At 56.0% G+C, this 21689-nt stretch carries 19 protein-coding genes and 1 tRNA gene; 7 read left to right on the forward strand and 13 right to left on the reverse strand.

The window, feature by feature from the left end:
• Positions 1-29: 29 nt before the first annotated feature.
• From M7Q83_RS08170 to M7Q83_RS08195, 6 genes are read right to left on the reverse strand one after another with little or no spacing between them, the layout of a single operon-like run.
• Entirely contained in the window at positions 30-3077 is a 3048-nt protein-coding gene (locus tag M7Q83_RS08170) for a type I restriction endonuclease subunit R (protein ID WP_298337228.1), read from the reverse strand.
• Positions 3074-3658 (reverse strand): restriction endonuclease subunit S, encoded by a 585-nt coding sequence (locus M7Q83_RS08175; protein WP_298337230.1) that lies wholly within the window; start codon positions 3656-3658, stop codon positions 3074-3076. Before M7Q83_RS08175 ends, M7Q83_RS08170 begins: the two co-directional genes overlap by 4 nt.
• Positions 3651-4253: a restriction endonuclease subunit S gene (locus M7Q83_RS08180; RefSeq protein WP_298337233.1), complete on the reverse strand. Its 603-nt coding sequence runs from the start codon at positions 4251-4253 to the stop codon at positions 3651-3653. The genes M7Q83_RS08175 and M7Q83_RS08180 overlap by 8 nt, the downstream gene beginning before the upstream one ends.
• A complete protein-coding gene (locus tag M7Q83_RS08185; protein WP_298337235.1) occupies positions 4250-4714 on the reverse strand; it encodes a hypothetical protein in 465 nt (154 codons plus the stop codon). Before M7Q83_RS08185 ends, M7Q83_RS08180 begins: the two co-directional genes overlap by 4 nt.
• Positions 4711-6276, reverse strand: coding sequence for a type I restriction-modification system subunit M (locus M7Q83_RS08190; protein ID WP_298337238.1), 1566 nt, complete (start codon positions 6274-6276; stop codon positions 4711-4713). Before M7Q83_RS08190 ends, M7Q83_RS08185 begins: the two co-directional genes overlap by 4 nt.
• Entirely contained in the window at positions 6273-7184 is a 912-nt protein-coding gene (locus M7Q83_RS08195; protein WP_298337241.1) for a restriction endonuclease, read from the reverse strand. The genes M7Q83_RS08190 and M7Q83_RS08195 overlap by 4 nt, the downstream gene beginning before the upstream one ends.
• A 277-nt stretch (positions 7185-7461) precedes the next feature.
• Between M7Q83_RS08195 and M7Q83_RS08200 the strand changes: the two genes are divergently transcribed.
• On the forward strand, positions 7462-8196 hold the full coding sequence (locus M7Q83_RS08200; protein ID WP_298337244.1) for a hypothetical protein: 735 nt from the start codon (positions 7462-7464) through the stop codon (positions 8194-8196).
• 599 nt (positions 8197-8795) lie between these two features.
• On the opposite strand, the gene M7Q83_RS08205 is transcribed toward M7Q83_RS08200, so the two are convergent.
• Positions 8796-8872, reverse strand: a tRNA-Ala gene (locus tag M7Q83_RS08205).
• Between the two features lie 101 nt (positions 8873-8973).
• Between M7Q83_RS08205 and leuS the strand changes: the two genes are divergently transcribed.
• Entirely contained in the window at positions 8974-11409 is a 2436-nt protein-coding gene (leuS, locus tag M7Q83_RS08210; RefSeq protein ID WP_298337247.1) for a leucine--tRNA ligase, read from the forward strand.
• Between the two features lie 213 nt (positions 11410-11622).
• Positions 11623-12477, forward strand: coding sequence for a hypothetical protein (locus M7Q83_RS08215; protein WP_298337250.1), 855 nt, complete (start codon positions 11623-11625; stop codon positions 12475-12477).
• A gap of 145 nt (positions 12478-12622) precedes the next feature.
• Here the strand turns inward: M7Q83_RS08215 and M7Q83_RS08220 are convergent, their stop codons facing one another.
• Positions 12623-13645: a phosphotransferase family protein gene (locus M7Q83_RS08220; RefSeq protein WP_298337253.1), complete on the reverse strand. Its 1023-nt coding sequence runs from the start codon at positions 13643-13645 to the stop codon at positions 12623-12625.
• Positions 13646-13725: 80 nt separating this feature from the next.
• On the opposite strand from M7Q83_RS08220, the gene trxA reads away from it, so the two are divergent.
• The 3 genes from trxA to holA are packed head-to-tail and all read left to right on the forward strand — an operon-like array spanning position 13726 to position 16274.
• A complete protein-coding gene (trxA, locus tag M7Q83_RS08225) occupies positions 13726-14433 on the forward strand; it encodes a thioredoxin (protein WP_298337256.1) in 708 nt (235 codons plus the stop codon).
• 11 nt (positions 14434-14444) lie between these two features.
• Positions 14445-15299: a dihydropteroate synthase gene (folP, locus tag M7Q83_RS08230; RefSeq protein ID WP_298337259.1), complete on the forward strand. Its 855-nt coding sequence runs from the start codon at positions 14445-14447 to the stop codon at positions 15297-15299.
• A 24-nt stretch (positions 15300-15323) separates the two neighbouring features.
• Positions 15324-16274 (forward strand): DNA polymerase III subunit delta, encoded by a 951-nt coding sequence (holA, locus tag M7Q83_RS08235; protein WP_298337262.1) that lies wholly within the window; start codon positions 15324-15326, stop codon positions 16272-16274.
• 69 nt (positions 16275-16343) lie between these two features.
• Here holA and M7Q83_RS08240 read toward each other — a convergent pair whose 3' ends face one another.
• The 5 genes from M7Q83_RS08240 to M7Q83_RS08260 form a co-directional block, all read right to left on the reverse strand.
• Complete coding sequence (locus M7Q83_RS08240) at positions 16344-16850, reverse strand: MarR family transcriptional regulator (RefSeq protein ID WP_298337265.1); 507 nt, start codon at positions 16848-16850, stop codon at positions 16344-16346.
• A gap of 12 nt (positions 16851-16862) precedes the next feature.
• Positions 16863-17273: an EVE domain-containing protein gene (locus tag M7Q83_RS08245; protein ID WP_298337268.1), complete on the reverse strand. Its 411-nt coding sequence runs from the start codon at positions 17271-17273 to the stop codon at positions 16863-16865.
• Positions 17270-17695, reverse strand: coding sequence for an SRPBCC family protein (locus tag M7Q83_RS08250; RefSeq protein ID WP_298337271.1), 426 nt, complete (start codon positions 17693-17695; stop codon positions 17270-17272). The genes M7Q83_RS08245 and M7Q83_RS08250 overlap by 4 nt, the downstream gene beginning before the upstream one ends.
• A gap of 80 nt (positions 17696-17775) precedes the next feature.
• Entirely contained in the window at positions 17776-19131 is a 1356-nt protein-coding gene (locus tag M7Q83_RS08255) for a deoxyribodipyrimidine photo-lyase (RefSeq protein ID WP_298337274.1), read from the reverse strand.
• A 45-nt stretch (positions 19132-19176) separates the two neighbouring features.
• Positions 19177-20022 (reverse strand): Rrf2 family transcriptional regulator, encoded by an 846-nt coding sequence (locus tag M7Q83_RS08260; RefSeq protein ID WP_298337277.1) that lies wholly within the window; start codon positions 20020-20022, stop codon positions 19177-19179.
• A 116-nt stretch (positions 20023-20138) separates the two neighbouring features.
• Here M7Q83_RS08260 and M7Q83_RS08265 point away from each other — a divergent pair, with 116 nt between their 5' ends.
• Positions 20139-21686 (forward strand): 4Fe-4S binding protein, encoded by a 1548-nt coding sequence (locus M7Q83_RS08265; RefSeq protein ID WP_298337280.1) that lies wholly within the window; start codon positions 20139-20141, stop codon positions 21684-21686.
• Positions 21687-21689 lie beyond the last annotated feature (3 nt).

The raw sequence follows: 21689 nt of genomic DNA on the forward strand, positions 1-21689 counted from the left end.
GTGGACCATTTTCCGTCTGGAAAGTAACCTCATATTTTACTTCCTATCCCGAGGCCAAGAAACCTCTCAAAGAACGCCCCGAGTCTCACGAGCACATGCTGTTTCTTATCGCTATGGCCCCCGCTGGGCGAGAAGCGTGACACTGGCGGAAGGATCTTCGTGATAGCGGTTCCGGCGGTTGAGATTGAACCGTCCCGAAAAGCACGGTCAATAAACTCCTTGGTCTCCTCTGGGTTCAGTCCCTCTTCGTTGATGATGTTCTCAAGTTCAGCAGTGCGACTCGCTTCGATGAATGCGCGCCACTCTTCGTCGATCTTGCCGCTGGCTGAGACTGAGTCGACAAAGCTCATGATGAGATCCTTCTTGTTGCGCAACGAGGGGCTGGAGTCGACGGCACGCCGAATCTGGCTAATGGAGTCGATCTCCTTGTCTGTCCCATCACCCCGGGTTTCACGCCACTTCTGAACCAGCATCAAAATGTAGTCCACGTTGATCTCAACCTGCTTGATGAGCTCGATCTCAAAGACGATGTCGTCGTTGATGGACTCCTTCTCGGTATCACTGATGCGTCGGAAGTCTGCATAGAGATCGAGATACACGCTGCGGTAATCCTGGCCCTGTCGCTCGGTCAGGATCTCGTTGCCTTCAAACTCATCAAAGGCGCTCAAGATGTTCTGGAGTCGGAGTATGACGCCAAAGAGAGCGATGAAGTCCTTCTGTGCCGTTTCACCAACGATTTGGACACCCAGTGGGTACTTGGTCAGGAGCTCCTGAGTATGCTCGGCATACTCTACGTAGTAGTCGCCATAGGGCTTGAGTAACACGATCCCTTGAGCATCTCTGTTCCCGAACAACGCGATGGCGTCGTTTGTCTCGGTTTCGAGGTTACGGAACGAGACGATGTTGCCGTAGGTCTTGACAGAGTTCAGAATCCGGTTGGTACGCGAGTAGGCCTGCAAGAGGCCATGATTGACGAGACGCTTGTCAACAAAGAGGGTGTTCAGAGTCGTTGCATCAAAGCCGGTCAAGAACATGTTCACGACGATGACGAGGTCGATCTCACGGTTCTTCAGCCGGAGGGAGAGATCCTTGTAGTAGTTCTGAAACTTATCCGAAGAGGTGTCAAAGCTGGTACCGAAGAAGGAGTTGTAGTCCTTGATAGCGTCCTCAAGAAAGTCCCTTGATGGTCGGTCAAGCGCATTGGTCTCAAAACCCTCTTCATCGAGGTAATCGTCACCAACATCTTCGTTCGGAGCATAGGAGTAGATGATGCCCACCTTGAGCCTGCGATCAGAGGGCAAGCCTGCTTGCTGGCGCTTAAACTCGGCATAGTGGTTCTTTGCCGCGCTGATCGAAGCAGTTGCAAAGAGCGCGTTGAACCCGTGAACCCGTTTGCCCGCTAGCGAGTAGTGCTCAGCCCTCTTGGTCTTTTGGTCAAAGTGCTCTAAGGTATAGGCGACGACCTGGCGGAGTCGTTCTGGAGCCAAGAGTGCTCGCTCGGTGTCGATGGACGAGACTTGCTTGTCGGTTAGACCTTCCGAGGGCCTGATAGTGTTCACGTAGTCGATGCGAAACGGGAGGACGTTCTTATCGTTGATCGCATCAACGATGGTGTAGGTGTGAAGCTTCTCGCCAAAGGCTTGTTCGGTGGTCTTGAGCTTCGGGTTCCCGCCGCTGCCAGCGTTGACTGCAAAGATCGGCGTGCCGGTGAAGCCGAACAGATTGTAGCGCTTGAAGGCCCTCGTGATTGAGGTGTGCATGTCCCCAAACTGAGAACGGTGGCATTCATCAAAGATCAGTACGACATGCCCTCCATAGATGGCGTGACCCTTGTTGCCAGAGATGAAGGTCGAGAGCTTCTGAATGGTGGTGATAATGATCCTGGCATTTGGGTCCTCCAATTGCCGTTTCAAAACAGCCGTTGAAGTATTGGAGTTGGCAGCACCCTTCTCGAAGCGATCGTACTCACGCATGGTCTGATAGTCGAGATCCTTACGATCAACGACAAAGAGCACCTTCTCGATATCAGCCAGCTTTGAGGCGAGCTGAGCAGCCTTGAAGCTTGTCAGGGTCTTGCCTGACCCCGTGGTGTGCCAAACGTAGCCACCAGCTTCGATCCTACCGAGCTGGCGGTAGTTGGTAGAGATCTCAATCTTTTGGAGGATCCGCTCGGTAGCGACGATCTGATAGGGTCGCATCACCAACAGCAGCCCGTCGGCAGTGAGTACGCAGTAACGAGTCAGAATGTTAAGTAAAGCATGCTTGGCAAAGAAGGTCTTCGTGAACCCCGCGAGATCCTGTATTGGCTTATTGGTCGCATCAGCCCACCAGGAGGTGAACTCGAAGGAGTTGGAGGTCTTTCGAACCCTCTTCGATCCGGCGCTCTCGTCTAAGTGTTGACGCCGGGTGGTGTTGGAGTAGTACTTAGTCAATGTACCGTTGCTGATCACAAAGAGCTGTACGTAGTCAAAGAGCCCAGAGCCCGCCCAGAAGCTGTCTCGCTGGTAGCGATCAATCTGGTGGAACGCCTCACGAATGTCAACGCCGCGGCGTTTGAGCTCAACATGGACAAGCGGTAGCCCGTTGACCAGAATCGTTACGTCATAGCGATTCGAGTGCGTGGCACCCGCTTCCTCTCCGATCTCGTACTGGTTGATGACCTGGAGACGGTTGTTGTGGATGTTCTTCTTATCGAGTAGCGAAATATTCCTCGTCGAGTTGTCATCTCGCTTGAGTACCTGGATGTGGTCTTCTTGGATGCGATGGGTCTTCTCGGCCGGACCTTCATTCGCTCCAGCGATAGTCTCACCAAAGAACCGCTTCCACTCGTCATCGGAGAACAGAATTGAGTTCAGAGCCTCAAGCTGGGTGCGGAGGTTGCCAATAAGTTGGGCTTCACTCGTGACGGGAAGATACTCATATGCTTGGGACTCGAGCAGCTTGATGAACTCTCGTTCCAAAGCAGCCTCGGACTGATAGGCTGCTTCATTTGATGCATCCGGGATGAACTCAGAGACAACAGTGCTCTCGGAGCTGACTGCAATCGGCTCGTAATGTCTTGCCTTGGCCTCGCTCACGCTGGGGCCTCCTCAAAAGTCAACAGTCGGTCACGGTAGTACTCGTACTGTTTGCGGCGAGCATTGAGTTCGGCGGGAAGGCCGACTGAGAGATCGTTTACCAGGGAATCGAACTTGTCGAGAATGTCGACGATGCGATCTTGTTCTTGTCGCGAAGGAACGGGAATCGCTATTTTCGCGAGACTCTCACCAGATATGCGACGCACCTTAGTTCCAGTGATATGGCGCTTCTTGTGCAACTGGAATTCATTGGTTTGGAAAAAGTACGAGACATATTTTGGCGCAAGAGCATGACGGAAGATGAACGCATCGCCGCTTACTGCAATTTTGTCGTCACCAATCCAAGCGACAGCTTTGCCGACGGCTTCGTCGTCTTCGCTCGTCGTGGCGATCACAAGATCTCCGGGGTTAGCCCTGCGAGATCGTCTCGCTAACTCCTCATCAACAAAAGATATGGTCTCAGTCGCAGCCGTGCCATAGTGAGTGTGTATCTGACCATAGTGAATCGCACCAACGCCCATCTCGCGTAGGTTATCTTTCTGGATTCCGTTACCACGTATGAACTCACCAAGCTCACCCATAGGGATCCTCCGTACCCCCCCCCGTTTCAGGGAAGCTCAGCAGCGAATCCCGGTAGTAGGCATACTGCCGACGACGGGCTTCCAGCTCTGCTTCCAGCTCTGCTTCCAGCTCTGTAAATGTATCTAGGATGCGTACGATCTCTTGTTGGATTTCGAGGGGAGGGACGGGGATGCGGAAGTCTGAATAGGTAGTAATCCATTGACGCGCATGATCTTGAGGGCGGTACTTGATCGTCTGCATGATGAAATAAACGAATCGTAAAGATACACGATCTGAAGATTTGACTTGGAGCATCTTCATCGCTGATGATTTTGCCTTGAATGGAAAGTCCACCCACTTGAACGCGGTTGTAAAGTCATCGAATATAACAACCGGTCTCTCATTTGATGCGTAGTAAATTCCTTCCTCTTCATCTGTATAGCCCAGAACGAAGGTTTGTCCTGCAGTTAGTACTGGTGTTGGATATGAGTCGTCATAACGAGTTGAGCTAACGAGATATTTACCTGGTTGCTCATATTGTAGTAAGTCTCCCAGCCTCGCGAATTGCACCCCATGCGGGCACAGTTCTGTGATCAGTTGATCGATCCGGCTCATACCATAACCTCAGTAATATCAGTCGATGGGTTCGCATCCGAAGCATGTGGCCCCACCGGGAAGACAACGGCAAAGGCAAACTGATAGCCATACTCAGCGATAAATGCCTTGAGCTTCTCTGTGTCTGCAACCGCCCTCGTGCTACTGGTCTTCTTCGCCTCAATCACAACGAGGTTTTTCTTGGTGTTTCTGTGATGGACAATGATGTCTGGAAATACAGTATGAGCATCTGTGTCGTCGGTGACAGTAGTTTGAACCTGCAGCCGTTTCGGGATATCCCCGTTTCGGTTATATTCGCAGTCTACGTCCCAGTCTGTAAATTCAGCCTGCAGGTACTCGGCAAGCTTGTGAGTCAGACTGCGCTCGTTCACGTCTAGCTCAAGGAGAACTCGATCACGCTTCAGGAAAGTCTTGTACGCCGAAAAGAGTCGGCGTTGCACTTCTTCCCTCTCAGGGCTCATGCGTCTGCCTCCAGATCCGCGACAATCGTATCGATCTGCTCCCGTAGCTCCTGCTGGCGCTTGACGATTCTTGCAATTTCGGCATTGAGTTCGATAATGTCAACGGCCTCGCTGGTATCCTCTCTTGCTACATAGGAGGAGACGGCGATGTTGTAGTTGTTTGCCTGAGTCTCTTCGTAAGGTACAAGCTTGGCGAAGTACTCCTCAGACCTGCGAGCGGTGAAGGCACCGAGAATCCTCTGCTGGTTGTTAGCGCTCAGCTTGTTCTTGTTGCCACCACGGACGAACTCAGCCGAGGCGTCAATGAACAGAATCGAATTGTCGGACTTTGACTTCTTGAGGACGAGGATGCAGGTTGCGATGGTGGTACCAAAGAACAGGTCTGGCGGAAGCTGGATGACTGTGTCAACGTAGTTGTTGTCAACCAAATACTTACGGATCTTCTGTTCCGCACCGCCACGATAGAGCACGCCCGGGAACTCGACAATCGCTGCGGTGCCATTCACGGCCAACCAGCTGAGCATGTGCATCGTGAAGGCGAGGTCAGCCTTGGACTTGGGCGCGAGTACTCCAGCTGGGGCATAGCGGGGATCGTTAATCAGCAGGGGATTGCTGTCACCCTCCCACTTCGTCGAATACGGCGGATTCGAGACGATCGCCTCGAAGGGCTCCTCATTCCAGTGGGCTGGATCGATCAGCGTATCCCCGTGGGCGAGATCAAACTTCTCATAGTTCACATCATGGAGGAACATGTTGATCCGGGCAAGGTTGTAGGTGGTCAGGTTGATCTCCTGACCGAAGAAGCCCAAGCGGACGTTGTCTTTGCCGAGAACCTTGGCGAACTTCAACAACAGAGAGCCAGATCCGCAAGCGGGGTCATAGACCTTGTTCACGGAGGTCTTGCCGACTACCGTGATGCGAGCAAGTAATTCAGAGACCTCCTGGGGGGTGTAGTACTCCCCACCTGACTTGCCAGCACTTGAGGCATACATTTGCATGAGATACTCGTAGGCATCCCCAAAGGCATCGATGGTGTGATCAGAGAAACTCCCCAAGTCGAGATCACCAATGGCATCGAGGAGCTTGACCAGCTTCTCGTTACGTTTGGCAACGCTCGGCCCGAGCTTGGCACTATTGACATCGAGATCATCAAAGAGCCCCTTTAAGTCATCTTCTGAATCAGCCCCGATGGCGGATCCCTCGATGTTCTTAAAGACTCGTTCCAGCGTTTCGTTTAGGTTCTCATCGTGTGGGGCACGCCTTCGAACGTTGGCAAAGAGTTCGCTTGGAAGGATGTAGAAGCCCTTTTCGGCCACCGTCTCTCTCCGCCCAACCTCTGCCTCAGCATCACTCAGCATGGCGTAGTCGAAATCAGGCTGCCCAGCCTTGCGTTCTCCGGTGTTGATGTAGTCGGTGAGGTTCTCGGAGATGAACCGGTAGAAGAGGAAGCCGAGCACATAGGTCTTGAAGTCCCAGCCATCAACACTTCCTCGCAAGTCATTGGCGATGCGCCAGATGGTCTTGTGGAGTTCGGCGCGTTGTGATTCCTTGGTGTTACTCATTCAAAAAAGTCCTCATCTATATCGACAATTTGAAGTGTCCGCTTTACCTGGACTCCCACTCGATAACGGATCATCAGCTCAGCCAAGCGAGGTCCGTCAATCAAGACAACCCGAGTCGGCACGCTTCTCGCGTACTCTCTCGCCCCAGAGCTGAAACGACCCGTGGTAATAAAGACACCCTGATTTGCCTGCTGCCCTTGGAGTGCGCCAACAAATGACTGGATATCGGGGCGTTGTACTGAACTATCCAACGAGTAACGCTTCGCTTGCAGGTAAACCCGACTAAGTCCTAGAACGTCCTGATCGATGATGCCATCAATTCCACCATCATTTGAAAGCTGCGTTCTCGTTGCACGAGCATCAGAGCCTCCGTAGCCCATCGCAACAACTAGGTCAACAACGGCCTGTTCGAAGAAGGCTGGATCCTGTGCATGGAGGCGATCCAAGAGATTGTTCGCTACTTCACTGTTGATACGCGCAATGCCTTGCTCGACAAGCTCGTAAGGATCGAGGGCTTCAGATACCGACGGGCTTGGAGCCTCGTGGGCGTGCTTCTTTCGTCCATCGTCATAACCATCGATCAGCCGAAGATCGGCCTCCCTCAGTCCGTTGGGATGACCCTCGAGGAGCACCCGACCGGACTCGGTAATCATGTGTTGGCCGCGAGAGGGTCGCATAACGGCATTGGCCTTAACAATATAGGTGATTGCCCAGCTAATCCGATTTTCGAACCTTCGTTCCCCTGAATCGAGCACCTCGGCTCGCTGTTCGTCAGTGAGGCGTGTTTCGCGAGCTACCAAGTCGTAGAGTTCTCGACGACTCAAGACCTTACGGTCAGACAGAACCCTCAGGACTGGAACCATAAACTGATCCCAAGTAGGCAACACCTCATGTTCTAAGGCCACCATTATCTAGCGTCCTTCCAGATAGTCTCGAACTGTTGCCTAAACTTTTGCATAATTGACCTAATTATAACACTTCATGCAAGATTCCCCCGGGCAACACAGCATAAGGTCATCCGATGCTGACGTATAGTTAGCTCGCACTGGCACGGTTTTGTTCCGCTGTTAGTGGGTCAGTTGTGATCCGCTGTCTACACGGCTAAGAACTGCGATTGGAGATGGACGCAATTCATACGTCAACCGTGCGACTGCCCTTGACCAGATCGATGCTAGCCTTTCGACTGTGGTGGTAGATAGGTGGCCGGTCGACTTTCGTTACATTTCGAGTCGACTTGTGCGTCAGATTGTCCAGCAGGACCAAGCCCGTCGCCCTGCCTGGAGGTTCCGGACAGTCTCATTACTGCACGGCATCCTTGGCTTCCAAAGAGATGCACCTGATCGTGACAATGAGTTCGCGCTTTGCCGACAGGCCACCGAGGCAGTTCGGGACTGGACGGGCACGATCTCGAAGTATGGATCTCCTTATATTCGGGCACAGTGTGACCTAACGATGGGGTTCGTGACGGTCCACATGGGCTGGGAAACTGCAAGCAATGTAGAGATTGCAGTCATGAAGGCTGAAGTAAATGATCCCGATATTGGCAAGGTGCTCGTGGCACTTTTTGGCTCTGCGTCCAACTACCGGGGTAGAAAGCCCGTGAGTGATGGCTCAGCCGAAATCCCTAGCGATGTTGACGGACTTTACGGCATTTTGGAAAGAACACGAGAGTCGGCAGACCCACGGATAGATAACTATGAGCTCGACCGCGATCTAGGACATTCATCGGACAGCCGAGCTGATACGGCGGTTAGTTTACTTAACGACCGCTTCAAGGGCTTTAAGCAGAGGCGCTTGGATGTGCTCATGCAGACCTTTTGTCTCGCTGAAGATATTGAGCCGTACGATCTAGTCATTCTGGGTGCTCCAATATGGGTAGCCACTCCTGAGCCAGGCCCGATAAACACCTCTACCGGTTAGCTGGAGTAGCCTCATACTCTAACAACCAGTCGATGGACGACAAGGTATCGTGGTTCCAAGTCCCCTCGGCTCTCTGCGCTTTGGCGAAGATTCCCAACTTCTTAATGCAGCATCGTCAGCGCTTGTTTTCCCACCACCCGATCGATCTAAGGGTTTGCTATCGGAAATTTGGTCGACCTGCGGCGATTCGTCACGAGAGATGTAGCAGTTAAGGGGCAATCGAGAGGTCAGCATCAACTAGGAACCCGTAGACCGAGAATTTTGCGGCGTCAGTGAGTGTTGCCGAGCACCCGCCAATTGCCTGCGATAACCTATAATCCTTTGGAGGCTGTCCATCAACGACGATCAACCAAGATGAGTAGGCTCAAGGCGGCCACCCTTCACGGTTCTGCTAAGGGTTCGGGCCGAGACTCGGATCCTGGACTTGCCATTAGACCATTGGAGACCCGTGCTCAAGTGAGTCGAATCGCGGTGGCTAATGGGGTGTCAGCGCGACCTGTCAGAGTGACCACCGAGATGATAGGCAATCGTATAGGCAATCATGTTTGGTTTGCCAATAGGATAGGGAGGAGAACAACGGCCTCTGAGCTGGTGTTTGTTGGTGGAGGTGATGGGACTCGAACCCACGAACCTCTTGACTGCCAGTCAAGCGCTCTACCAGCTGAGCTACACCCCCAAAGGTCGTCCACCACAGTGTAGTATCCGAGCGTCGATCTCAGGTCAGTGCTGCGTGTCAACTGGGGTACGAGCGTCATGCGTGTACTAGGCTTTTCGGACATGACCGACCGATACGATCCGCCAGCGATAGAGACAACTTGGCAAGCAAAATGGAGCCAAGCTGAGACCTATCATGTCAGCAATGATGACCCGCGGCCCAAGTCGTATGTGCTCTGCATGTATCCGTATCCGTCTGGACCCGCCCATCAGGGACACGTGCGAAACTACACCTTTGGCGATCTCAATGTCCGCTATCGAACGATGAACGGCGAGGCTGTGCTGTCTCCGATCGGGTTTGATTCTTTTGGTCTGCCTGCGGAGAACGCCGCCATCAAGACTGGCGTCCATCCGCGGGTCTTTACCGAGGCTCGTATGGCGGAACTGAAGACCTCGCTCGCGAGGCTCGGTGCGGCCTACGATTGGCGCCGTGAAATCTATAGCCATGATCCCAGCTACATCCGGTGGTCGCAATATCTGTTCATTCAGTTCTACCGTGCGGGTCTGGTCTATCGAGGAGATGCCCCAGTCAACTGGTGCCCTGGCTGCAAAACGGTGCTGGCCAACGAGCAGGTACTCGCTGATGGCACCTGTGAGCGCTCCGGCGACCTGGTAATTCGTCGAGAACTAACTCAGTGGTTCTTTAAGATTACCCAGTACGCCGACGAACTTCTTGCTGGACTCGACGAACTTGAGTGGCCCCAACGAGTGAAGACTATGCAGCGCAACTGGATCGGTCGGTCCGTTGGGGCAGAGATCTCCTTCGACGTGGAAGGGCTTGATGGATATCGCCTAAAAGTCTTCACTACGCGTCCAGATACAATCTTTGGTGCCACATTTGCGGTGGTGGCTCCAGAACACCCTGATGTTTCGCGATTGACCACTCCCGATCGCAAGGCAGAGGTTGCCGCCTTCATCGAGGAGGTGGCGACCCGGAGTGAACTAGAGCGGATGGCTGGGGAGGACGCATCCAAGCGAGGTGTCTTCTTAGGTACTTATGCGATCAACCCGGTCTCCGGTCACCGTCTGCCCATCTATGCGGCAGATTACGTGCTTGGACAATATGGTACCGGCGCGATCATGGCGGTTCCAGGCGAGGATGAGCGCGACTACGCCTTTGCTCAAAACTTTTCTCTCCCAGTCGTTGAGACGGTGCAGCGTCCCGAAGGTTTTGAAGGTTCTGTCTATACAGGAGCCGGCGTCAAGATCAACAGCGAGTTCCTCGATGGTCTCACGATCGATGAGGCGAAAGACAAGATCATCCAACGTCTTCAGGAGTTGGGGGCTGGCGAGGGTTCGGTCAAGTATCGGCTGCGCGACTGGTTGGTATCGAGGCAACGTTTTTGGGGTTGCCCGATCCCGATCCTCTACTGCGATCGTTGCGGTACGGTTCCGGTCCCCGAGGACCAGCTTCCCGTGTTGGCACCAGATGATGTCGAGTTCCGGCCGACGGGGGAGTCGCCCCTACTTCACAGCGATGCGTTCCGATTCACGACCTGTCCCAACTGTGGAGGGCCAGCGACTCGCGAGACCGATACCATGGACACCTTTGTCGACTCCTCCTGGTACTACCTGCGCTTTTGTGATCCGTTTTCGGAGGATCGCCCCTTCGATAAGAGAGCGGTCCAAGATTGGATGCCGGTCGATCAGTACATCGGTGGGGTCGAGCATGCCATCTTGCACCTCCTCTATGCGCGGTTCTTCACCAGGGCTCTTTCGGACCTTGGTATCATCCCCTCGACGCTGCGAGAGCCCTTCAAGCGGCTCTTTACGCAAGGGATGATTCGCTTGGGTGGGTCCAAGATGTCAAAGTCCAAGGGCAACCTGGTGACTCCGCAGCGTTACTTCGACACCGTTGGTGCAGACGCTCTGCGACTCTTTCATCTCTTTGTAGGGCCACCTGCTGATGACTTCGATTGGACCGATCAGACTGACGAGATGATCGAGGGCTGCCACCGCTTCTTGCAGCGAGTCTGGGCACTTGCGGATCGGATTCCTGTCGCCGTTGGTGATCCTGATCGTAATGCTGCTGTCTACCTCATTATCTCGCAGCTCATCACTCGTGCGACTGATGGTATCGAACGCTGGGCGTATAACACCTCAGTGGCCGCGCTCATGGAGTTGACGAATGGATTGTCGAAGGCTGAGAGTGAGGGTACTGACGCAGCGACTCTCGATTATGGCTATCGGACACTCCTTGAGCTACTCGCCCCGATGGCCCCCCATATCGCCAGCGAGCTCTATGAGCGGCGCTACCAGGCCGACGTGCATGTGCAGAGCTGGCCGAAGGCCGACCAGGCCATCTTGGCGGCAGCGACGGCCACGCTTGTCATCCAAGTCAACGGGAAGACTCGAGGGACACTCGCCATCGATCCGAGTGCCACGGAGGAGATGATTCTCCCCTTGGCTGAGGAGGCTATCGCAACTCATCTCGACGGTGTCGCGATCAAGAGAGTGATCGCCAAGTTGCCCAGAGTCATTAACTTCGTCGTCGGTTAGGTACCCTAGAGGCTGAACAGCGCCTTAGCTGGACGAAGCGATGAGTGGCTCGCCACCAAAGCTCTGTTGGTGTCCGGTGCATTCGTGTCGCCAGCAAGCTAGTGAATAACTCAACCGACCACGAGGGATGCGAGACATGAGAAATATTTCGACATGGTATTGTCAGTAAGGGTTGTCTCTGATAGGGTAGTAGCGGCGAAAGGTGGGGAATCGATGAGCCGTCACACTCCAAGCGAGCAGTTGGTACCTATTACAGCGGTCGAGGCGATGTTTGGTGCGCGGGGCCGGGGGATGCGTGAGGAAACGCTCCGCTACATGGCCGTCCCAAACCTGGGAGTGCCACTACCGCTTCCCCATGATGCTCTTGAGGTGCTCTCGCGCTATCAGCGCTTAGAGGACGAAGAGGAACACATCGTGGTGACCTGTCTTTCCGCTCAGGGGGTGCAAGAACTGGCGGCGATGTATCGATCTGTGCTCCAGCGAGAAGGAATGGAGGAGATCACCAGTTCGAAGGTACCGCACTTTCGAAAATTGCCGTTGGAGGAAGGAACGATCCAGCTCCGCTTCGCATCACTGGAGCTGGGCCGAGGATGGGATGTGACTCTCTACCCCGAGGGCGAGATGACCAGATCGTTGGTGCGGACAATGAACCGGCGCATGATCGAGATGGAACTCGGAGACGGCCGTCGTCATCCCGAGATGCTGGAGCTCCCGCAATTGAGCGCACTGATGCGCTCGCCACAGGTGACGATGGCTCGCGGTGGTGGTGGCAGCGGCAGCGATGGACACGCGCAACAGTCATGGTCAGTGGAGACCAAGGCTGACCTTGCAACAATCGTCTCCCTTGTGGAGACGAGTCTCATCGAGGAAGACATCAGCGTGGATGAGGTCGAGGCGGCACGTCGGGTCGGAGTCGTATTTTGGAGTCGGTCAGGGGGAACAGTGGGAGGCTCTATCACGATCGTGAACGAAGATGTCACCGATCGTTACCAAATAAATGTCGTTGGCCGCACCAGGCGACCACACTCATCCGCTGACCGCGAGGTTGGCTGGATCCCGATGCACTGAACGGCAGAGGTCAGTCGAGAGTCCGCTTGGTAAACCAAGGAAATAGTGGGTATTGCCAACGAGGTGTCGGGTGGTGAACCAGTTCAGTACCTCGCCGGTAGGCCTCTTGCGGCAGCGAAAGGCTGGGGGAGCTGGGTTTCGTTGGTCATCGGCTGAGCTGGGCCGCCCCAAGCAGTTCGTCGATGAGTGCTGGATAGCCGTCGACACTAGAGCTATCTCCCCCTGTGGCACCCATGCGGTAACGCTCAACGACGCCGATGAGGATGCAAGCCAGCTTCCAGCTCCCAAAGTGTTGATAGTAGCTAATACGTGCGGGATCGATCCGTCGAAGTTCCCCATAGAGCGCATAAAGCTCCACCCTGGAGGCGAAACCCTCAAGCTTGGTCGCACTGTTGATGCCGTTCATGCGAGTGTCGTCGGCGTCCATCCAGTAGACCCCAAAGATGCCGATGTCGGCGAGCGGGTCGCCGATAGAGGCGATCTCCCAATCGAGCACGGCCTGTATCGTCCCATCGGAGTTGACCACGACGTTATCGAGTCGAAAGTCGCCATGAACGATACCGACCTGGGTGGTCGCCGGTAGCTGTTCGAGGAGATCAGCACCCACCCGGGTCACCGTCTCCGTCACTCTCGGGGCGAACGTGGTGACCTTTGTGACCTGTCGGAGCCATCGGTCGATTTGGCGCGTGAGATACTCCCGAGGATCGCCCCCTCCCGTCAGCCCCAGTGCCGTTGGATCGTAGGAGTGGAGTAGTGCAAGGGTGGCGATCAGGTTTGGTCCAATCGCTGCTCGCGTTGCAACGGTAAGGTGTTGTGCACCCTCCTGGTTGCGAAGGATCAACCCTTGGGCCTCGCTCATCAGGTAGAAGGGTGCCCCAAGCAAGGATGAGTCATTACAGAAGGCGATAGGTGTGGGGACTGGAAAGTCGAGCGGAGCCAGAGCCGAGAGGAAACGGAATTCCCTCGCCATATCGTGGGCGGTGGGGAGTACCATGCCTTGTGGTGGGCGTCGCACAATAACGGCATGCCCATTGGCGTCGTGCACGCGGTAGGTGAGATTGGAGCGTCCCCCTGGGCACAGTTGGGCCTCAAGGTGGCCTGTGAGATTTGCGTTCTGTCGGATCCACTCCTGTGCCTCGTCGGGGAGGGGACTGTCATGTGTGGCCATGGTCTCATGGTACCCGATTCTGCTCCTCCCGGAAGGTCATGACCTTGAGAGCCGTTGCATTCCGAATAGAATCCATGGCTATGGACGTAACTGATGCTACCTTTGAGCAGGATGTGATTGAGGCCTCCAAGGAACGACCGGTGGTGGTCGATCTCTGGGCACCCTGGTGTGGACCGTGTAGAACCCTGAGCCCGATCATCGAGAAGGTGGTCGCTGAGACCGACGGCAAGGTTGAGCTCGTCAAGATCAACGTCGACGATAACCCCGCCTCTGCCCAAGCCTTCAAGGTCCAAGGTATCCCAGCGGTCTTTGCAATCAAGGATGGCAAGATCGTCGATAGCTTTGTGGGTGCCTACCCAGAGTCTGCGGTTCGCGAGTTTGTTGCCAAGCTTGCACCGGCCAAGACGGTGGTCGATGTCCTGATCGAGGAGGGGAATGAGCCAGCGCTCAGGCAAGCCCTTGAGCTTGAACCAGCCAATGAGGTCGCCGGCTTCTCGCTCTCCAAGCTCTTGGCTGATCGAGGGGAACTCGACGAAGCGGAGGTCATTCTCGCTCGGTTCCCAGAGACCCCAGAGATCGCAAAGCTCAAGGCCAAGATCCGACTCGCCAAGGAGGGCGATGCTGGGCTGAGTGAGGACGAGATCACCAGAGAGCTCGATGAGCTCCTTGAGGCGGTCAAGAACGATGAGGATGCGCGCCAACGTTTCCTAGATCTGCTCAATTTACTGCCCGACGGTGATGCCAGGATCAGCCAGTATCGGCGACGTTTTACCTCTCGACTCTTTTAGCGAGGCCCCTGTTGGACCGTTTGCGTCTCAGAGATCGTTCCCTTGATCTCGCTCGACCGATCGTCATGGGTATCTTGAACCGAACGACCGACTCCTTCTATGACAAGGGCAGCTACTTTGCGTTCGATCGTTTTCTCGACAAGGCTGATAGCCTTGTCGCTGCGGGTGCCGATATTCTCGACATCGGTGGCGTGAAGGCAGGCCCTGGTGAGGAGATCACCCTCGAGGCAGAGCTTGAGCGGGTGGTGCCAGCGGTCGAGGCTATAGCTAGCAGGCTCGACGTTGCGATCTCGGTGGATACCTGGAGATCAGAGGTGCTCGATGCGGTGCTGACGGCGGGTGCCCATCTAGGCAATGACATCTCCGGATTCGGCGATCGAGAGTATACGAAGATCGCCGCACGCCATGGAGCAGGAGTCGTGGCTACCCATATTCGTCTCAAACCCCGGGTGCCCGATCCGAATCCGATCTATGATGACCTCGTCACAGATGTGCGCGATTTCCTGAGTCGGCGGGTCGAACAGGCACTCGCAGACGGTGTGGATCCCACCTCAATCGTCATCGATGCAGGGTTCGACCTCGGCAAGACGACCACGCAGTCGCTCGTTCTCCTCAGAGAAACGAAGGAACTTGTTGCGACGGGATACCCGGTGTTGATCTCCGCCTCCAATAAGGGCTTCCTCGGCGAAGCGCTTGGCCTCGAGATTGGTCAGCGGCGGCTGGCCTCGATCGCAGCGGCAAGTTTTGCCATGATTCAGGGGGCATCGATCTTTCGAGTGCATGATGTCCTCGGCACCGTGAAGGCCCTCGATACCATCGCCGCGCTCCGCGGGGACCGTATCCATGCGACCTCGCTCGAGTCTTAGGTGGCGGCGCGTACGATAGCTCTGGTGGTCGCGGCCGACCCGATCGTTCTCGAGGAGCGTATCGTCCAGGAGATGAACTGCTTTGATCCCGCCAGCGAGGAACTCAGGGTCTTTGATTTGCGAGAAGATGAGATCGCTGACCTTGTCGGCATGCTGTCGCAGGTGCCGATGTTCGTCAACCGGTTTCGGATCCTCGTTCGCTCCTTCGAGGTTGTGAAGGCCGAGGACGCGCCCTTCCTTGCGGAGGGCTTTGCCGCGATGGCCAAGGAGCATATCGTCACGCTCTACAGCACCGACAAGCGATTGCCGAAGGCTCTGAGCAGCCTGCAGGATCCAGTGATCGAGAAGGTGGAGCTCTCCGTCACCAAGGAGGCCGAACGACGCAGCTTCATCGGCTCAGTTTTCCAGGCAGCTGGCGTTCGTTTGACGAACCAGGCACTGGCGCTCGTCACCGAACACGCAGGTGTCGACCTCTCACAGGTCAATCCGCTGGCTCAAGTGCTGGCAGGGCTCCAGCGCCCCAACACGAGCTTTGACGTCGAGGACGTTCGCCCCTATCTCGGTCAGGCGCGAGAGGTCCCACTCTGGAATTTGACCGACGCGATCGAACGCGGTGATGTCGGGAAAGCGATGGGCACGCTGGAGCGGCTCCTCGCCGCAGAGAAGGCCCCGCAGCTCCTTATCACGGTGCTACAGCGCCGCTACCTCGACATCGCAGTGTTGGTGTCGCCAGGGGTGCGCAGTATTGAGCAGGCCAAGGCGGCCCTTGACGCGGTAGGCGCACGCAAACCGCCCGACTTTGCCCTGCGCAACATGCTGAACGCTGCCAGACGTCTCAACTACCGATCAGTCGGATTGATCGTTGGCTGGCTCGCCGATGCGGCCCGGGATCTGCGCGGTGCATCCATGCTCGATCCCGACACCGTTCTTGAACTGCTCGTTGCACGTATCACCCGGCTGTTTGTCGGGGCGTGAACGGTGCCTTCGCGGTGGTTCTCGTTCGTTTTCGCCCAACCCTCCTTGAGGCGGGGGCGTGGACGGTCGTCAGTGGCGTTGGGTTCCTGGCTCGGGTGCGCTTCGCGGTGCCTCTTCATTGAGGCGTGCGAGTATCTGTGTGAAAAAGACACGTTCGTCGACGGTGAGCGCTGCGAAGAAGGTGGCATCCGCCTCCTCGACCGCACTATTGGCGCGGTTCGCTACCGCGACTCCCTCCGGCGTGGCGATCAGCGCTCTGGCTCGTGCATCACCTGGATGACGCTCGCGGCGGAGCAGCCCCTTCTTCTCTAATGCGCGAAGGACCTGAGAGGTCATCATCGGATCGACGTGGGCGAAGTGTGCGAGTTGGTTTTGGGTAATCGGCGTATCTCCTTCCAGCCAAACGAGCGATGCGAGGAGGACAAACTGGACGTGGGTGAGACCAAAGGGCACAAGGGCTCGTCGCTGGTGGGCTTGCCAGGTGTTGCTGAGTCGCCAAAGACCAAGGCCAGGGCTCTCTTGATCAGTTGAGAAGTTGCTCGCTAGCCTTCGCTTGTGCGGGGTGTTATTGCCCACGATTCGTTCCCATCAGCTGATCACCATCCGTTGCCAGAGGAGCTCGCGGTCGTGCGGTGTGAGTGGGACGAGACCACGACGGAGCTGGTAGCCCCAATGGGCATCCGCGGTCAGATCCAGGAGCGAGCTGACCTCTTGGAGGGGGAGTGGACGTATGGACTCGTACCGTATGCGGCGACGATAGGGTTTGAAGTCGCCCTCATCGGCTTGCCATATCTCGCTGTTAGCGACCGTTCCAAGAGCGGTGAAGTGTTGCAGCTTCACCGGATCGCCCAGACGCTTGGTGGGTGAGTAGTACACCAGGATGTCACCTTCGGCCATCCTCGCCAGTCCCGCACGCTTGCCATGTCCGATCTGTGCGATGCCAGCGCCTACGCCCCGTCGCACATGCTCGGCGGAGACCACCCCGAGCCAGGCGTTCATGGTGCCTCGACAAGCGCTACGAGCCGGTCAAGGCTTGCTCCCACCGATCTCTTGAATCCAGGACCGAGGATCCTTGCCCACACAAAGGCGAGTGGTCCCTCGATCGTGACGGCGACGTCGAGTCGAGAGCCACGATTGTCCTCATCGGGCTCAACCCAGTGCGCAAAGACAAGTGTTGCACCAAAGAGCTTCGTCGTGTCAGCGTACTCGTGATCGGGGATACAGGCGCTGATGACGAACTTCGTTTTTGGTGCGCCTTTTGACTTCATCACCCCACGGGTTCCCGTCGCCACTGGACCCATGAGACGCACCCACTCGGTATCGGTGTCCCATTCTGCCCAGGTTGCATGATCCACCCAACGGGCGAAGATGGCTGAGGGTTGTGCCTTTGCGTTGACACTTGCGCCAGTGATCTCAATCATGCAGATAGTATATATGCTTACTAAATTAGTGGTGACGCACGCAGGTTCCTGTCTGGATTCATTCGCTGTGGCGAGTTGGGTCAGTCCGATCGTTTCGCTACCTCATAGCGTGCCAAGGTGATTTGGCGCTCGATGCGATGGTCAACGATTGGGGTGGCGTAGTCGATGCTGGTCGGATCGAGATGCTCGAACGGAGCGTGGATCGCATCTGCACTGAGTCCAGCCAGCTCTGGCACCCACCGTCTAATGTAGTTACCATCGGGGTCAAACTTTTTCGATTGCAGTATCGGATTGAAGACACGAAAATACGGGGCAGCATCTGTCCCTGTGCCGGCAACCCACTGCCAGTTCATCCGGTTAGAGGCGAGATCGCCGTCGAGGAGTTGTTCCTCGAAGTAACGGGCGCCGATGCGCCAGTCAAAGTGGAGATCCTTGATCAAGAAGGAGGCGGTGACCATGCGGACACGGTTATGCATCAGATGGGTTGCGCGCAACTCCCGCATCCCCGCATCGACCAGCGGGTAGCCGGTTCGCCCCTGTTTCCAGGCCGCCAGGAGCTCAGGTTCGTCATCGTCCTGTCTCCATTGCATCGATCGAAAGCGAGGATCGAGCTCCGTCGTTGTCGCGCTTGGATGGTGATGGAGCACATCGGCGTAGAACTCCCTCCAGGCGAGTTCGGCGAGAAACTTCTCATCATCTGGACCAAGGGCGGCGATAATCGTGCGTGGATGCAGGGTGCCAAAGTGCAGATGCGTGCTCAGAGCCGAGGTGGCCGCCCGATCGGGAAAGTCTCGATCTGATCGGTAGCGAGTGCGTCGTTCATGGAGGAAACGCTCGAGATCGGCATGAGCGACACGTTCACCCCCAGCCTCGGTGGGTGTGCCGAGTGTAAAGTCGCGAGTGATCCGTTCGGGGGGGATGGTGAGAGGAGCCTCGATGGGTTCGGTTCCAAGTGCCAGTGGGCGCCAGGCTCGATAGAAGGGAGTATAGACACGATAACCCTGTGCCACTGGCGCATCGGATGCTGATGGGCCCTGCACTCGTAGGGTGCCCGGGGGCACAGCGTAGGCGGTATCGAGCGCCTCCAAGGTGATGCCTTGGTTGCGAAAGGCCTTGGCGGCACGGTTGAGTTGGCGTCGCATGCCGGGACCGACCGAGCCATGGGTGTAGACGGTGTCGATGCCGTACCTTGCGAAGATCCCCGGTAATGCCGTTACGGGGTCGACAGACAGCAGACTCAGTCCTCCGCTGAGGCGTTCGTCGAGGTCTCCCAGTGCTGACATGAGGTACGTACGCTTGTGGGGTGTCAGTGCGTGTGCAAGCGATGGGTCCAGGTTGAAAAACGCGACCCAAGGCTCGGTTTGTTGGGACATCAACGCAAAACCAGCGTGATCGGAGAGTCGGAGATCGCCACGGAGCCAGAGAGCACAGGTCATATGCGAGTGCTAACGCGAGGACTCGGTGAATCGTTCCCCGGAGCGTCAGTGCTCGGCCGCTACGGTCTCAAGGAGCCGAGCGGTTCTGTTGAGGATGAGGCGGACCAGTGGAGCAGGATCGATCGATCTATTGGTACGGATCTTGGCGTGTCCTTTGAGCTCCACTCGTTGGGGGTCGATCGCGATAGGCTCGAGATTGAGCTCAAGGCGTATGGTCTCTTCACCGGAGCTGATCAGCTCAAGGATGAGCCGCCGCCCACCTTCGAGGAGATAGGCCATTGCGAGATTCGTAGTGCCGATGGATTCAATACTGTGGAGCGGGTCGCGTAGTTCCTCGAGGAGTTGCTGGTCGCGAAGGTGTCCAAGTGACTCTTCGAGCCTAGGAAGTGGTAGTTCGACAAAGCTAGAGTCCTCTGCTTCGATGCTATGGAAGAAACGGTGACCATCGACGGGTTCCTCGTGTTTGCCTTCAAGACGGATGTCTTCCTCAACAATCGTGGCGAGGGTGATCGTGGTGAGCTGTTCGCGTACGGCGGCGACGGTCGACTGCCAGCTGGCATGCAGTGGGCAGACGGTATCCCATCGACAGGGTCCATTGCCAAGCGCGCAGTGATCGGCGCGAAGCGGACCCTCACCAGCCTCGACGAGCTCGAGGAGGGTGATCGATCCGGGATCTCGTTTTAGCCGATAACCGCCGTCGCGTCCAGGTTTGGACGTTGCGATATCGGTGCGTACCAAGTCGGCGAGGATCTGAGAGGCAAAGCTGGCGGGTATCCCCATCTCTGCCACGATCTCTTTGACCTTCGTCGCCTCGGTGCGCTCCGCAGTCCTTGCGAGATAGAGCGCTGCTCGTACGCAATAGTCGCTGCGGCGTGACATCGATAAGTTCATAGCTAAAGGTTACCCTTCGACTTGACAAAGTAAAATCACTCAACTACACTAACCATTAGTCCGACGCTAATGATTAGTACGGATTGTGTTGAGCAAGTGTGCTGAGGAGGGAAGCGGTGACAAAAGTCGAACCGACAAAAGTAAAATTGGTAACTGATGATGTGATCTCGAAGCGTCTTCACATACCAGTGGTGGCGAGTGAGGATCGCTTCAAGGCGACGGATCCATCGAAATCGGCCAATGTGGCGAGTCACCCCGTAATCGCCCGGATTCTCTCCAAGCGGGCCACGCAGTTTTTGATGATCATCCCGAACCAGATCATCTTCTGGCTGGTGATCTTCCTCGGGTTCCTTGGTGTTGCCGATCCAGGGATCAACTTTGCAACGGCTATCACCTGGTATCTCTGGTTCTGTCTCGTCTTTGTGATGATGGCCGTGATCGGTCGTGCCTGGTGTTCGATGTGTCCCTTTGGTGGTTTTGCCGAGTGGATCCAACGGCGAACGTTCTTTAAGCGCCTGCAGAAACCGCTCGGCCTTGGCCGCAAGCTTCCTGAGAGTTGGGCCCAGTGGGGCTTTACCCTCTCAGTGGGAACCTTTGTCTTCCTCACCTTTCTAGAGGAGTACTTCAACATCGCTGGACCAGGGACACCGCGCGACACCTCATGGATGGTGCTCGGTATCGTGGTCTCAGCGGTGACCTTCTATCTGGTCTTCGAACGCCGCACCTTCTGCCGCTACTTCTGCCCACTGTCTGCCCTGATCGGTTCGGTTGGTTCGATGGGGTCAGTGGCTGGTTTCCGAACCAACGATCGGGCGGTCTGTCTTGCCTGCACCACGAAGGACTGCATGCGGGGTGGTAGCTCTGGCTATGGATGTCCATGGTATACCTGGCCAGGCTCTGCCGAGTCGAATGCCGCCTGTGGACTTTGCACGGAGTGCTACAAAGCTTGCCCCTCAAATAACGTAGGCTTCTATCTACAGAGCCCACTCACCTCGGTCATTGCGCCGAAGCGTCGTCGTGCTGACATCGCCTGGGCTGTCGCCTTGCTGTGGGGGTTGGTCCTGTTCCAGCAGGTCAACGCTACCAACGTCTATACCAGTCTTGATAACTATCTCAACCGGATGACGGGGTGGAACCACTATCCAAATCCGATCGACTATTTGGTGATCATCGTCCTTGGTGCGGTGCTCACGGCGGCACTCTTCAAGGGCTATCAGATGCTCTTCCTTGATCCTGCCCGAGGGGTTCATGCAGAAGGCAACTTCATGGAGAAGGTGAATCCATTCCGCCAGGTCTTCCTTCCGCTATCGTACGCGCTGATCCCGATTGTTGGCATGGATTATTTTGCCCGACAGCTACCGAAGTTCTTTAAGCACGTTCCACGACTGATACCAGCCATTGTGCAGATCTTTGGCGTGAACACCTCAAAGTGGTCGCTGGTGAACTATCACCTGATCTCCAACCCGGCGATCGTCGATGTGCAGTTGGTGGTGATGGCGATTGGCATCATCGGAAGTATCTACGCAGTGCTCAAGATCTTTCGCCGCGATCTCGCTCCACTGACCCAACATGTGGTAGGGGCGAAGGTTGCAGCGGTCACGCTCATGGTGGCTCTCGGTGGGGTTGCCGGTTGGTTGTACATCATTATGCATGCGGCGTCTTAGGGG

It is taken from the genome of Ferrimicrobium sp. (assembly GCF_027364955.1).
Classification (GTDB): Bacteria; Actinomycetota; Acidimicrobiia; order Acidimicrobiales; family Acidimicrobiaceae; genus Ferrimicrobium.

Coding starts and splice junctions, on each gene's coding strand:
- M7Q83_RS08220 (WP_298337253.1), bottom strand. CDS start 13,645: ATGGCCACACATGACAGTCCCCTCCCCGACGAGGCACAGGAGTGGATC.
- M7Q83_RS08180 (WP_298337233.1), bottom strand. CDS start 4,253: ATGAGCCGGATCGATCAACTGATCACAGAACTGTGCCCGCATGGGGTG.
- M7Q83_RS08250 (WP_298337271.1), bottom strand. CDS start 17,695: ATGATTGAGATCACTGGCGCAAGTGTCAACGCAAAGGCACAACCCTCA.
- leuS (WP_298337247.1), top strand. CDS start 8,974: ATGACCGACCGATACGATCCGCCAGCGATAGAGACAACTTGGCAAGCA.
- M7Q83_RS08185 (WP_298337235.1), bottom strand. CDS start 4,714: ATGAGCCCTGAGAGGGAAGAAGTGCAACGCCGACTCTTTTCGGCGTAC.
- trxA (WP_298337256.1), top strand. CDS start 13,726: ATGGACGTAACTGATGCTACCTTTGAGCAGGATGTGATTGAGGCCTCC.
- M7Q83_RS08260 (WP_298337277.1), bottom strand. CDS start 20,022: ATGAACTTATCGATGTCACGCCGCAGCGACTATTGCGTACGAGCAGCG.
- M7Q83_RS08245 (WP_298337268.1), bottom strand. CDS start 17,273: ATGAACGCCTGGCTCGGGGTGGTCTCCGCCGAGCATGTGCGACGGGGC.
- M7Q83_RS08175 (WP_298337230.1), bottom strand. CDS start 3,658: ATGGGTGAGCTTGGTGAGTTCATACGTGGTAACGGAATCCAGAAAGAT.
- M7Q83_RS08215 (WP_298337250.1), top strand. CDS start 11,623: ATGAGCCGTCACACTCCAAGCGAGCAGTTGGTACCTATTACAGCGGTC.
- M7Q83_RS08195 (WP_298337241.1), bottom strand. CDS start 7,184: ATGGTGGCCTTAGAACATGAGGTGTTGCCTACTTGGGATCAGTTTATG.
- M7Q83_RS08190 (WP_298337238.1), bottom strand. CDS start 6,276: ATGAGTAACACCAAGGAATCACAACGCGCCGAACTCCACAAGACCATC.
- M7Q83_RS08255 (WP_298337274.1), bottom strand. CDS start 19,131: ATGACCTGTGCTCTCTGGCTCCGTGGCGATCTCCGACTCTCCGATCAC.